The sequence below is a fragment of the Roseimaritima multifibrata genome (genome assembly GCF_007741495.1).
GTDB lineage: Bacteria > Planctomycetota > Planctomycetia > Pirellulales > Pirellulaceae > Roseimaritima > Roseimaritima multifibrata.
Genome location: NZ_CP036262.1, coordinates 369,850 through 383,391, shown reverse-complemented (window position 1 = coordinate 383,391; position 13,542 = coordinate 369,850). Strand labels below are relative to the sequence as shown.

The following is a 13,542-nucleotide window of genomic DNA, read 5'->3' as shown; positions in this document are numbered from 1 at the left end:
TCAAGCCACGTGATTGGGCGAGAAAAAAAGTCCTGAGCCGCTTGCTGGTTTTGAATGGCAAATGCTTTACGTCGGGCGATTCACCATCGCTTCCGATCCCCAGCGACTAACCTAAATCGGCTAATCAAAAGCCAAAAGCTAAAACGGTCATCTACAGACTCAACGTAGCCCCACCGATGGCGTAAAGCGAAGATACGCGAGCGCTAAGCCACGCGAATGAACCAGCGATTAAGGCTGCAAACAGAATCTGAGACGACAAAGCCCCTTCCAGCAGATCGTCACGAAGCCAAACTTTGGTTGCCGATCTGCACCACGTTCGCAAAATGGTCTTGCGCAGCGGAGTCAAACGCAGCTATTTCCCTCCGCTTGCCAACTATCTAAAACCGCAACGTGCGCAATCGATGCGAGAAGGTGAATAGGTGTCTTTCGTTACCGCTCACTTTGATTCGGCAATCAGTTTTCCATCGGCGACATTCCATATCCGCACCACACCACTTTCGCCGCCAGCGATCAATTGCTTGCCGTCCGGGGTGACTGCAATCGCAAACAAAAAATCTTTCGAAGCATCATAACTGCGGACTTTGGCGCCGTTGGTTGAATTCACAAGCCGCACTTCGCCGCTTCCAGATGCCGCCACCAATTGATCGGTCGCTTCTACGAATCGGATTGCGGTCATTTCTTTCGCAAAACCACTGACGGTTCGCGACGTTTCTCCCGTCTCTGCATTCCAAATCTTGACCGCCTGATCCGCTCCGGCCGACGCGATGACCGAACCGCTGTCCTGCCATGCAACCGACAAGACATGATGCGAGTGCCCCTCCAAACGGCGAGTCGTTTGGCCGCTGGCAACATCTGTTAACCCGATGGTTCGATCCGCCGACGACGACGCCAACGTTCGCCCATCGGGAGAGAAGGCTAACCCAAGTATGCTGTCGGTGTGCAGGTCGCCCAAATCGCGAACGAGCTGGCCGGTTTGAACGTCAAAAATCTTGACGGTCCCCGATCGGCTTGGTTCACCTGAGCCGACGGCAACCGTCATTGCGTCGGGCCGAAAATCAATCGCGGTGACCCGATCGACTATCTGTTCACGATCATTGGTTGCACCGATTGTCCGTTCGAGTACCCATTGCTCTTGCAGTGGCCAGCACTGCACGGTGCCCGTGCCAGCCAGCCGACAAATTTTGTCGCCGACCAACGCGATGTTAAATCGCGCGTTGCCACCAGCCCCAGATGCATCGAGGGTATTCGACGGAGGAATTTGACTAAGAGGCTGCCCGTCGCTACTTCGCAAAACGCGTGACGAGCCATCTTGATGAACGGTGGCAATACGAGTCGCATCGGGGCTGATCGCGATGCCGATCACCGCACGCCCAGGTCGCTTCAAATCCGTGTTGACCAGGGCCAATTTGGCATCAAGCCGAGCAAGCCGGCGAGTCTCGGCATCGACAACACGCTGGTGTTCGGGGATCGCATCGGTGGCTCGCTTCTGAGCCACCGAGGCCGCGTCGGTCAATCGCTGCTGCTTAACCAACTCAGCCTCACTCTTCGCTTTTTCGGCTTCCATTTTCTTAAGCGTAGCACGCTGCGTTTCCAGTTCCTTCGTGGCTTTTTCCAGCAACGCCTTGCCGCTGGCGATGGCCTTCTCTCCGGCTGCAATATCCGCCTTGGCTTGCGCAACTGCCGCTTGTGTTTCGGCAATTTGTTTTGCCGCCTCAGTCGGTTCCGCTGCAGTGGCTTCCTCTTTCTCTGCTTGTTTCTCTGCTTTACCCTCTGCGTCCTTATTAATGGCCGCCTGTTGCGATTCCAGATCCTTGCTGGCTTTTTCGAGTTTCGCCCGAGCCTGAGCGAGGGCCTTTTCGGCGCCGGTCACTTCGCCGGTGGTTTTTGCGATTGTCGCCTCCGTCGCCGTGACCAACTTTGCCGCGGCGGATCGCTTTTCTTCATTGGCGTCATTCGCCACGGTGGCGGCATCACGTATTTTGACGATCACCGCAAGTGCCTCGTCTTCCTTTTTCAACAGTTCTTGAAGCTCTTTCGTCTTGCTGGTCAATTTCGCCACCAAGGCCTTTTGGCGATTGGCATCACGAGTCGCTTTGCCTAACGCCAACGTATCATCAACACCCGAACCATTAGCGGCCAACTGTTTCCCGTCGTCTAGATTCCAAACGACAACAGCGGCATCACGACCGCCTGTCACCAGTTGCGTTTGATCCGCGGAAACGGCCAAAGCGTCAACGACAGACCCCACCTCCAGTGTACGAGTGACTTTGTTTGTCGCCGCGTCGACCAGCAAGACGCCGCGTGATTCGGTAGCGACCGCAACTGCCAGCGATGGCTTGGCAATCAGGGCAATCGCGGTCGCATCGGATAGATCGCCAACAGACGGTTGCGCCACTTCGATACCAGCCGGAGCATCGTCAACGGCAGCAACGAAACGCAAAAGCTGCACGGCACCGCTGTCAGTTCGCACGGCGGCATGCACGCCGTCACTGGAAGTGGTCAATTCAGCCAGAGAGGCATTTAGTTTAATGGTGGCAAGTTCGCGTCCATCCTTCGCATCGTGGAAGGTCACCCGACCAGCGTTATCGGCGACGACCAAATTGCCCGTGGATCCGGCCCATGCCATTCCGATTACCGGATCGGAGTGCCCAAGAATTACCGATCGGCGATCGTTTGCCGCGACATCCCACACCTCGACGTCACCGATCGCATTGACGAGCGCCACGGCGGAACCATCAGGATGTGCCGCGACCAGCTGAGCTGGCTTTAGCCACGACACGTCCTTTGGCGAAAGAGGTGCGTGCGTTCGTTTCCACAATCGCAGCGTTCGAAATCCACCGCTGGCCAGCCGAAGCCCATCGGGTGAAAAGGCGATCGATTGAATCAAGTCGACATCCGCAACCCCAGCATCGCCCAATTCGGAATCCGCAAGCAACACATGTTTGGTTGGCGTATTAATGCCAGCGACGAATAAGCGATTGCCGCGGGCAAAGGCAAATTGCTGTCCGTCCGGCGACACGTCCAACGCATAGACGGCTCGCAAGGATTCGGGAATGGGTTGCCACTTAATCACCTCGGTTTCGCTGGCGCCCGATCCTACGGCGCCTTGCTGAATCCATAATTGCCAAAGCCCTAACTCCTCGGCGGTCAGCGGAGACGCCCCGACGTCATTGTCTTCGGGCGGCATCAGCGGTTCTTCTTCCCCCGTCGCGCGCATCAGCAACAAGCTTGCCTTGGCGTCCTTGGCAATCACGGCTGGCCCGCTGTCACCTCCCTTCATCAACGATGCATGGGACTCGAGAACCAAGCCACCTTCCGCTTCCCCTTTATGATGGCAAGCAACACAACTGCGTTTCAGGATTGGGGCGATTTCGGTGGCAAAATCGACAGGGGTTGTCCGTTCCAATTCGGCGATCGTCAAAACAGGTTCGGCGCCTGCAGCGATCGTGACACTGCAAACCAAAACCATCCAGACCGTGGTCGCTTTGCCGCCCCCGAGCAACCAGAGAATTCCTGTGGCAAAAACTTCGCGTGCACGGACACATGAACAAGAAAGTGGAACCGACATGGTGATTTGATCGATTGATCTGGAGGGTAGGAATACGCAGGGGCAGGGAGTAACAGTTTACTAAAAGCAAGCGTGCCAAGCGTGCCAGGACTGAAAAACCTGGCGGAATCGAAAAAATGTCCTTGTGGCTAACTGGGCATTTCATAATTTGACATTTTGCCCAGGAAGCACTATCCTGGCATTCAAGTCCGTGGAGTGGCAAGTCACAATAAGGCACTTCCTGGACTCCCCACCTCCGAACCCGGGACCACCCCCACAATTACAACACTCGCTTATGCGATTCGACGTAGCCTGTCGCGAGTTATCGAGGATACCACTTGTCGCTGCGGTGACTGGATGACGGATCTCCTGCTAGTTCACTTGCGTCAAAAATGGGTCACAGTCGCTCCCAAATGGGGCTTTGCATGCGTCAGCAGCATCGCTCGGACAACCGCCCCGGCCAGTTTCCCCACCCGCTTGCTCGCCCCTCGGCTTCCCCTACCTGATCTCAACTAACGCGTAACGCCATGCATACCATCACCCGACAATGCTGCGTTTGGATCTGGCTCGCGGGCAGCTTCGCAATCCCGTGTGGATTCACTCTCGCAGCCGATGCTCCGGTCAGTTTCGAACTGGACGTCCAGCCGATCCTAACGGCCCATTCCTGCAACTCTGGCGGATGCCATGGGAAACAGCGTGGGCAGAACGGATTCCAGCTCTCGCTGTTAGGTTTTGATCCTGAATTCGACCATGCCGCGGTAAGCCGCGATGCACGCGGCCGACGCATCTTCCCCGCATCCCCCGAAAACAGCTTGCTGCTACTTAAGGCAACGGCCGAATTGCCGCACGGTGGTGGACGCAAAATCGAACGCGATTCCGAAGACTACCAAACCTTGGCGCGGTGGATCGCCCAAGCGGCCCCTCGTCGTGTCGAAGAAGAGCCAACTCTGGAACGCGTGACGCTCGAGCAAGATTCGTTTTCACTCACTCCCTCGCAATCTGAATCGCTGCGGGTTACAGCCCACTACAGCGACAATTCGACACGCGACGTCACTCGATTGACAACCTATCTATCCAACGACGACGCAGTGGTTTCGGTCGACGAAAACGGGACCATCCAAGCTGGTTCGCTGCCTGGTGAAACCGCGGTGATGGCTCGATACATGTATCACATCAAAGTCGCCAACGTGGTGATCCCGCAAACCGAACCGCTACCAGCCGCAGTTTTTGAATCGCTGCCCCGCAACAGCTTCATTGACGAACAGGTTTACAAAAAATTGCAGACGTTAGGGATCGAACCATCGCCGACGGTTGACGATCATGTTTTCTTGCGCCGCGTCAGTCTTGACTTGATTGGGCGATTGCCCACAGTCGAAGAAGCGAAAGCATTCCTGGATGGCACCGAGGGCGGAACGAAAGCCGAGCGGCGGGCCAAGCTGGTTGATCAACTGCTCGACCGACCTGAATTTGCAGATCACTGGGCCGGCTATTGGGCCGACATGCTGCGTCCGAATCCTTATCGCGTCGGCATCAAGGCGGTGATGAATTATGACAACTGGATTCGTCAACAATTCCGCGATGACGTGCCCTACGATTCGTTTGTTCGTCAACTGGTCACAGCCAAGGGAAGCACTTGGCAAAACGGCGCTGCCACGCTGTACCGTGACCGACGCAGTCCAGACGAAGTCGCACCGATGGTCAGCCAACTGTTCCTAGGCATCCGACTGGACTGTGCCAAATGCCATCACCATGTGTTTGAAAAATGGAGCCAGCAAGACTTCTACCAATTCTCGGCTTACTTTGCCAAAGTCGGCTACAAGGGGACCGGGCTGAGCCCTCCTATTTCCGGTGGCGAAGAAGTGGTGTTTACGTCCACCAAAGGATCGGTATCGCATCCACTGACTGGCGAGACGATGACACCAACGCCGCTATTTGAGTTGCCGAGCGGCCAGCCCGTCGCCGCAACCGAAGAAACCGACGGCGAGCCAGTTGATCCTCGCGTTGCCCTTGCCGAATGGATGACATCCAAAGAAAACGATTCCTTTGCCGAAGTCCAAGTCAATCGGACTTGGGGGATCCTGATGGGCCGCGGCTTGGTCGAACCTGTCGACGATCTTCGCGCGACCAACCCCGCCACCAATCCGGCCTTGCTGAGTGCATTGGCCGATGAATTCCAGGCATCCGACTACAGCTTCAAACAACTTTTGAAAACGATCGTGCTGTCGCAAGTTTATCTACACAGCTCCGAGCCAACTCCGTCCAATGTCGCCGACCGGTTGAATTATTCGCGTCACTACCGCCGCCGACTGCGAGCCGAAGTTTTGGCCGACGCGGTAGCTGACGTAACTCAGACCACGGATTCCTTTCAGGCGATGCCGCCCGATTCGCGAGCCAACCAAGTGTGGACGACTCGCGTTAATTCCATTTTCCTGGACACCTTTGGCCGCCCCAACGAAAATCAAGACCCACCGTGCGAACGGTTGCCTGAATCGACGGTCACCCAAGCCCTACACTTGATGAACTCTCAACAGCTTGACCAACGAGTGCGGTCCGACAACGGACGTGCTGCGAAGCTGGCTGCGAGCCAGAAAACGTCGGAGCAAATCGTCGATGAGCTGTACCTATCCACTTTCACGCGGTACCCGACTGCCGACGAACGCGACTACGCCGTCAATCTTATCAACGCGGCGGCGGAACGCCGTAGCGTTATCGAAGACCTGATGTGGGCGATGCTCAATAGCCCTGAATTCTCAATCCTGAACTAGGTACCGACGTATGAACCTGCAACACCATCGCAATTGCGAAGGCATCACTCGCCGCGACGGACTGAAACTCGGACTGCATGGCTTGCTCGCCGGCGGATTTGCTGGTGCCCTGCGTGCGACTTCGGCTCAGGCATCGGAAACATCGCCAGGGCAACTGAAGAAACAAGCGGACGCATGCATTCTGATTTGGATGGATGGCGGACCAAGCCACTACGAAACGTTTGATCCAAAACCGGATGCACCGATCGAGATCCGAGGCAAGTATCAGCCGATCGCAACGCAGACCCCCGGCGTTCATTTTTCGGAACCAATGAAACGACTGGCCGCGATCTCCGACGACTTGGCGATCGTCCGTTCCATTCGGCACAATCAAGGCAACCATGGCGCGGGCAATCACTACATGATGACCGGTGCTCCGACTCGGATCCCCGTCGGCTGTGGTGCGTTTGTCAGTTTCCACCCCAGCCTTGGCAGCGTGGTGTCGGAGCAAATCGGTGCTCCCGATGGCATTCCCCCTTACTTCTCGATCCCCAGCATGTCACGCTCGGGAGGCCCTAACTTTCTGGGAGCGAAACACGCTCCCTTTGTCGTCCCCGACAATCCTAACCGCTCGTCATTTCAAGTCCGAGATGTCACGATCCCCAGCGGACTGACGGACCAACGATTCTCAACGCGGCAACAGATTCGCAGTCAAATCGACCAACTGCGGCGAATCAAAGACGCCGCTGCCGGCGATCCGGTCGTGGCAGCCGACGAGTTTTTTGCGCAAGGCATGGAATTAGTCAGCAGCCCCCAATCGCAAGCCGCGTTCGACATCCACTCTGAACCCGACAAAGTGCGCGACGCCTATGGTCGCAATACGTTCGGTCAACAAGCGTTGCTGGCACGTCGTTTAGTCAGCGCCGGGGTCCCCTTCGTGACCCTAGTGCAAGGTGGATGGGATCATCATGTCGACCTATTCAACGCCTACGATAAAAAGATGCCGCCATTCGAAGCGACGATTGCAGCGTTGATAACCGACCTGAAAGAACGCGGCATGCTGGAGCGGACACTGGTGATCGCGCTTGGTGAATTCGGACGCACCCCCAAGATCAACGAACGAGGCGGTCGCGATCACTGGGCCAATGCCATGAGTGTCATGTTCGCTGGCGGCGGAACCTCGGGCGGCCAAGTCATCGGAGCGACCGATCGCCATGGCTACGCAGCGGTCGAACGCGTGCTGTCACCCGAAAACTTCGTCTCGACCGTCTACCGAAAACTCGGTATCGACCCAGGACAAATGCTGTATTCCCCCGAAGGCCGACCGGTCCACTTGGTCAGCGACGCGACACCGATCTCGGAATTGATGAGCTGATGCAAAACCTGATGGAACCACGCCTCAACCTCCTCCTGCACGTGCTACTTCGCTTCCAGCCAGACGGCTTGCGCCGAACCGCTTGCTTGTGTGCAAGCGTTTGCCCCGCTGCGTACCTTTCACTGGTGCTTGGCGTGGCGTGCTGCTCCCTGGCATCCGCACAAGTTCAACTCGATCGCCTCTACCCACCGGTCGTTAGCGTCGGCACTGAAACAGCCATCAAAGCTGAGGGCAAATTTCCCAAGTGGCCTGTCGAAGCGGTCGTCGATCGCGAGGACGTCAAACTAGTCGTCGGAAAAGACTCCGGAGAATTCAGCCTGAATCTACCCTCCGATGCCCCCCCCGGAATCGCCTGGGTTCGCCTGTTCGACAAAACCTCCGCATCAAAGCTCGTGCCACTGCTGATCGAATCGACAGCAACACTCGAGGAAGTGGAACCGAATCAGAAAATCAATGAGGCAACCGCCGTTGAGCTACCAGCGGTCGTATACGGTCGCTTGGCCAAGTCGAATGACATTGATACTTATCGTGTTCATTTGAAAAAAGGACAGACCTTTGTCGCATCGACGCTTGCTCATCGGCCGCTAGGATCGCCGATGGACGCCGTGATGCAATTGGTAGATCAGCAAGGCAACGTGATCACTCAAGCCGATGACGATCGCGGAATCGATCCGCAACTTGTTTACTTAGCCGAGGAAGATCGCGAGCTGTTTGTGCGGATCTTCGCATTCCCCGAAGTCCCCACAGGAACGATTGGTTACGCTGGCTCCGCATCGTTTGTGTACACAATTCGCATGACCAACGACGTCTACGTCGACCACGTTTTACCTCTTGTCCAACCTCTCGATTCCTCCGCATCGGCTAGCACAGCGTTTGGCTGGAACCTGCCGCCCAAGGTCGATTTGCAATTTCAGGATGCGACGGACCAGTCGCCGCGGATCGCGAACATTGGATCTTCTCTCGGATGGCAATGGCAAACGGCGCTATCGCATGAGGCTGTCGTGATTACGGAGAACGAGAGCGAAGATTTTGCCACCGCTCCCTCGCTGCCCTGTATTTTTTCTGGCCACATTAGCGAGCGGAACCAGACAGATCGCCTGCGTTTTACAGTAAAAGCAGGCACGCGTTATGAAGCGGTCGTACATTCACGAGCTCACGGCTTTCCGCTCGATTCGGTCCTACGTGTCATAAACGTTGCCGACGATAGCGAGCTGGTCAGAAATGATGACGTGGCTCGCAAACAGTACGACGCCAGCGTCACGTTCACGCCCAAAACAGCGGACGAGGTCGAACTGCAGGTTTCGGATCTCGTCGACGGTCACAGCCTCCGCCATGCCTACAGTGTCGTGATCGATGAAGCGCCCGCGACCGTGGAACTGACGGTCAGCGATGCCCAATTCGCAATCACCAAAGACGGCAACGTGGAGATTCCCATCACGATTGCCAGGAAGCATGGTTTTAACCATGAGTTAACGATCACCGCCGAGGGCTTACCTGAAGGAATCCATGCAGAAGCGGTCGTGTCGGAAGCGAAAGGTGACACATCAAAGACCGTCAAACTGAAGCTGGTCGCCGACAAGACGGTCACCTATCAAGGCCCTTTCCGGATCACCGCCCGGCCCAAAGCAACCGACGATAAACCATCCCCCTCGGCGACTTTCACCGCAGGTCACGATTTAAGAGACGCGGTCCAGGTCAAAACTTTCTGGCTAACCGCCCCCGCGACCAAGGACTGACCCGCACGAGCTGTGGGATGGCGATCGGATGGCAGTGCAAGAATAAATGGTGCCAGCTGCCTAAAAAACCTCACGCTTGCGTTCTCCCCGCAGCTCCGAATTGGTAGTTTTCAGATGTGAGCCTGCGGGGACAAAGACAAGTTTCAAGTTTTTGACTGCCTCAGAAACAGGCAGCGCCTTGGAAGCTGACGATGGTCACCTGCAAGAGGGCTTTCCCTCTGCGGGAGGCTCTACAACCTCCGAATCCCGGAGCGACTCGACAGGAACGAGCTGGATGCCATCTACGACGACGTAACCATCGGCTGCTTCATTTGAAATGACAATTTGACCGGATGTACCTTGCTTGAAGCGAAAGAAACCCAACGACCGAGGCAGTTCATCGACGAGTGCCGCCTGTTGCTGGTCGACGTAGACAACCTGGTCCCCACCAAGGCTGCGAATGGTAACTTTGGTTTTTGTCGACCGGTTGGCATGCTCTGTGTAGAGCAGACGAACCTCATAACGACCATCGCGAGGAATTGCTGGTGTGAACGTCGCTGATTTCTGACCGCGGTTGGTGTTGCCATCGTGCCGGTATGACACTCCGATCAACGATGGTTGGCCGGAACTTTGGATCCAATCGCCGGTGAACTCCGCGTCCGTATCGTCCATTGCGATTCCGGGAAGGTCCGCAGCCTTGGTAATTTTTCGCGGCGAAGCTTTTCCTTTGGCAAACGTCCATTGCAGCACCTGCCCGTCAGCCATCAGACGCGACTGCAGTCGATCAAAATCAACTTGTTGAACCGGGACGTCCTCGTCGATCGCAATGCAGGCGGCGGTAGCGGCTGACTGGCTGGTCACCATGAGTACCGGTTCCATACGAATACTGGCAAACGCGGTATGACTTGCCGAGAGGGCAAAGGTGACGAACAAGTTTTCGCATTCCGTTTGCTTCGGCACGATTGCCCCGTACCCGATGTTGTACGGACCGAATCCGCCTCGCCCGCCAGCGATCTTCCCTTCCCGGGCAACCACGCCATCCTTCACGATCCGACGGATCTCATGAACGTCAGTGCCATAAGATCCTAAACCGATGGAGTGTGGCGCCGTCGATCGCCCAAACGTGTGATGTTCTGTTAAAACCAAATCGCTGACCATGCGGCGGCCTTCGCGAATGTACAGCTGATGTGGCCAGCCGCCATTGTCGGTGAACTCATCCTTTGGCAGCCCGAATCGCTTCATGTCGTCGCGCACTTTCACCGGCACTCGCGAATCGGTTGCCAGAAAATGAAGCAGGCCGCGGTGATAGCCTTCAATCTCCTTGGCGATTTCGACACGACGATCGTAACTTGCTTCAGGCCACTGCCAACTGGCACCCGGCAAGTTGCCGCCGAAGGTTGCTGTGTTGAAATCCCATTTGGAATTGGGCAAAGGATCGTACTTACTGAACCAGCGCAGATCCATATCGTCACCATTCGCCACGCAGGCTTCGATAAAGCGAGCGACCAGTTCGTATCGATTTCGGTCGTAGTCCGCTGGCGGTGCGATCGGAATCCAATTCGACTTGTCCGTCGTCAGGCACAAACGAAAGCAATACGCCATCACGCCCGGAGCAGGTTCGCCATGCGTTCCCGGCTGACCGCCATCGATCAGCGGAAGCAGCCCGCTGCTCGGATCGCCTTTGACCAGGTAGGGATCAAGCGGAAAATCACGATCCCATACGCCTTGACCACCGGGGACGCGACCGTTGGCTCGCGGCTGTTGGTGGCCTGTTCGAGGCCGATATTTTTCGGTGTAGTGAATTCCATTGTAGTGTTCGCCGTACTTGGCATTCCCCTCACGGATCAGGGTGAAACGAACACCCGCGGCCGCCATCAGGTCGCCTTCGTACGTTGTGTCGATGAACATCTTGGCGCGAACCGTCCGGCCGTCGTCGGTTTCGATCTGGACGAGGCGGGCATTCTCTTTGCGAACAGATTTCATTCGCGCACCGCGAAGCACGACCACTCCGGCTTCCTTCGCCATCGAATCGAACAACGCTTCGGCAACGTGCGGTTCAATCGAGTAGGCTCCACCGGTTGCCGGCCCCCCGTTTCTCTCAAGTGCAATGCCCCAGTTCAATTGCTTTCCGTAACTGGCAACCAATCGTGTGAAGTACTCGCGAGTGATCCCCCCGACACTGCGTGGATCCCCGATATCAACAGCACTCAGTCCTCCCGCGGTCATACCTCCGAGGTGTTGCCCCGGCTCGACAAGCACGACGCGTTTTCCCATCCGCGCTACCTGCACTGCCGCCATAACACCTCCGGACGTTCCGCCGTACACGCACACATCCGTTTCAATTGCGTTTGCGTTTGATGGGAAGCTTAAAAAGCAACCGAGGAGAACGACTGCCGTGAAGCGAGGAGAGATGGGATTGATCATGAAGATTCCGAAAAGGCTGGCGACTGAACGAGTACGCACCGAATACCGCATGGGTGCGTTGGCATGAACGCCCAACCCGCTCAAGCATGCACCGCGACGCAATGGAAGTCAACGGATTGCTGACTGTCCAAGAAAAGTCGCAGTAGCTGCAGTTGATGACCGAGTCAAAAGGGGTCACCGAGTCAAAAGGGGTCAGGAGCCGATTTACTGGTTTTGATTCACTGATGCATTGATTGCGCCACTGCTTACGTTGCAGCGGTCCCCTGCCGAATCGACCGATTGCAGGCTGGACCATGATCGTCCGCGAACAGCTCAGATGCGACAGTAAACCCGTTGGCAATTCCTCCGACGCCCCCTCGCAACCCCCAATCACAACTCGAAGGGCGATCGTTAGCGAAAAGCAACTCGATACCATTGCAGACGCCCTCAAGCGAGGACTTAGAGACAACGAAGCGGCGCTTAACAGCGACGATCCAACGGCCGTCTGGCATACGTCCCAACAGGCAATCAAACTCAGCCAGCAGTCGAACAGGAACTTTTAACTCGAAAGCCCGTCCCTATTCAAACGAATTTTGGATGCGATTATCCAATCCGAATCGAAAGATCGCGTGCTTTAAATGTTCGCGATCTGCGACATTGGACTTGCCGACGATGCGGCGATCACACTCGATAAAGAGAAGTAGGCAAGTCGCTTTTTGCTTCCGCCGGGATTCCCCCGGTCCGTGCAACCAAAGCCTGGTTTTTAAAAAAATGAAAACATCACCAATAGATTCCAGGGTATCCAGTCGCAGTGGTAAATGAGCAGAAGAGCAAACTGCAACTGGAAACCACAGCCACGTTTTCTTAACCGATCGCGTGCTGCGAGGATACGGGTAGAATAGTCCCAATGAAGAACCTCCTAATCTTGAACAACGGGATGAAAACTATCATGCGAACACTTATCACCTTCCTGTCCTTGATGGCGGTAGCGTCTGCCACGGCGACTGCCGATGACTCAACCCAGACCGCTCAGCGACTGGATGCACAAGTCAAAGTCGAAATGGACTATTTGCTGGCCTTGCCCAAGGACTATGACAAACAGGATTCATGGCCGCTGATCCTATTTCTTCACGGAGCAGGGGAACGGGGCGACGATCTTGAGCTGGTGAAAATGCACGGCCCGCCAAAGCTGATTGGCGAAGGCAAAGACATGCCGTTTATCGTTGTATCGCCACAGTGCCCCAAGAATGTCTGGTGGGAGCCGATTGAACTGTCAGCTTTGCTTGATCAAGTCATCAAGAAGTACAAAGTCGATGAGGACCGCATCTATGTGACTGGCCTGAGCATGGGCGGCTTCGGGACATGGGAACTGGCAGCATTCACACCAGATCGATTTGCGGCCATCGCCCCGATCTGCGGTGGTGGCGAAAAGTACTGGACAAGGCGATTTGTTCATCTGCCGGTATGGGCCTTTCACGGAGCCAAGGACACCGGCGTACTGCCAGAACGCTCACAGTCGATGGTTGACGCACTCAAGAAGCAGGGCGGCAATCCGAAGCTAACGATCTATCCCGAGGCCGGTCACGATGCATGGACGGAGACCTACAACAATCCTGACTTCTACAAATGGCTGCTAGAGCAGAAGCGAGAACAAAAGCAGTAGCCACACCGCAAGAAAAGGGGTCACCGCAAGAAAAGGGGTCAGGAGCCGATTTGGTGCGGGAGGCTCTCATCCAGGACGAACTCGGCACCGCACCT

The 13,542-nt window shown here is 56.0% G+C and carries 7 protein-coding genes; 5 read left to right on the top strand and 2 right to left on the bottom strand.

Annotated elements, in window-relative coordinates; genetic code table 11:
• Positions 1-293 precede the first annotated feature (293 nt).
• On the top strand, positions 294-419 hold the full coding sequence (locus tag FF011L_RS26970) for a hypothetical protein (RefSeq protein ID WP_261342555.1): 126 nt from the start codon (positions 294-296) through the stop codon (positions 417-419).
• Positions 420-436: 17 nt separating this feature from the next.
• Here FF011L_RS26970 and FF011L_RS01455 read toward each other — a convergent pair whose 3' ends face one another.
• Positions 437-3,568, bottom strand: a complete 3,132-nt coding sequence (locus FF011L_RS01455; protein WP_145349623.1) for a c-type cytochrome domain-containing protein — start codon at positions 3,566-3,568, stop codon at positions 437-439.
• Between the two features lie 506 nt (positions 3,569-4,074).
• Here FF011L_RS01455 and FF011L_RS01450 point away from each other — a divergent pair.
• The 3 genes from FF011L_RS01450 to FF011L_RS01440 all read left to right on the top strand — a co-directional run bounded on the left by FF011L_RS01450 (position 4,075) and on the right by FF011L_RS01440 (position 9,402).
• Positions 4,075-6,312, top strand: coding sequence for a DUF1549 and DUF1553 domain-containing protein (locus tag FF011L_RS01450; RefSeq protein WP_145349622.1), 2,238 nt, complete (start codon positions 4,075-4,077; stop codon positions 6,310-6,312).
• 10 nt (positions 6,313-6,322) lie between these two features.
• Positions 6,323-7,666 (top strand): DUF1501 domain-containing protein, encoded by a 1,344-nt coding sequence (locus FF011L_RS01445; RefSeq protein ID WP_145349621.1) that lies wholly within the window; start codon positions 6,323-6,325, stop codon positions 7,664-7,666.
• A 134-nt stretch (positions 7,667-7,800) separates the two neighbouring features.
• Complete coding sequence (locus FF011L_RS01440; RefSeq protein ID WP_218932938.1) at positions 7,801-9,402, top strand: serine protease; 1,602 nt, start codon at positions 7,801-7,803, stop codon at positions 9,400-9,402.
• 195 nt (positions 9,403-9,597) lie between these two features.
• Here the strand turns inward: FF011L_RS01440 and FF011L_RS01435 are convergent, their stop codons facing one another.
• Positions 9,598-11,805, bottom strand: a complete 2,208-nt coding sequence (locus FF011L_RS01435) for an FAD-dependent oxidoreductase (protein WP_145349619.1) — start codon at positions 11,803-11,805, stop codon at positions 9,598-9,600.
• Positions 11,806-12,733: 928 nt separating this feature from the next.
• Between FF011L_RS01435 and FF011L_RS01430 the strand changes: the two genes are divergently transcribed.
• Positions 12,734-13,447: a carboxylesterase family protein gene (locus FF011L_RS01430; protein WP_218932937.1), complete on the top strand. Its 714-nt coding sequence runs from the start codon at positions 12,734-12,736 to the stop codon at positions 13,445-13,447.
• The last annotated feature ends 95 nt before the right edge of the window (positions 13,448-13,542 follow it).

What these genes read in the sequence shown, in the direction of transcription:
- FF011L_RS01455 (WP_145349623.1), bottom strand. Translation starts at nt 3,568, where the DNA reads ATGTCGGTTCCACTTTCTTGTTCATGTGTCCGTGCACGCGAAGTTTTT.
- FF011L_RS01430 (WP_218932937.1), top strand. Translation starts at nt 12,734, where the DNA reads ATGCGAACACTTATCACCTTCCTGTCCTTGATGGCGGTAGCGTCTGCC.
- FF011L_RS01445 (WP_145349621.1), top strand. Translation starts at nt 6,323, where the DNA reads ATGAACCTGCAACACCATCGCAATTGCGAAGGCATCACTCGCCGCGAC.
- FF011L_RS01450 (WP_145349622.1), top strand. Translation starts at nt 4,075, where the DNA reads ATGCATACCATCACCCGACAATGCTGCGTTTGGATCTGGCTCGCGGGC.
- FF011L_RS01435 (WP_145349619.1), bottom strand. Translation starts at nt 11,805, where the DNA reads ATGATCAATCCCATCTCTCCTCGCTTCACGGCAGTCGTTCTCCTCGGT.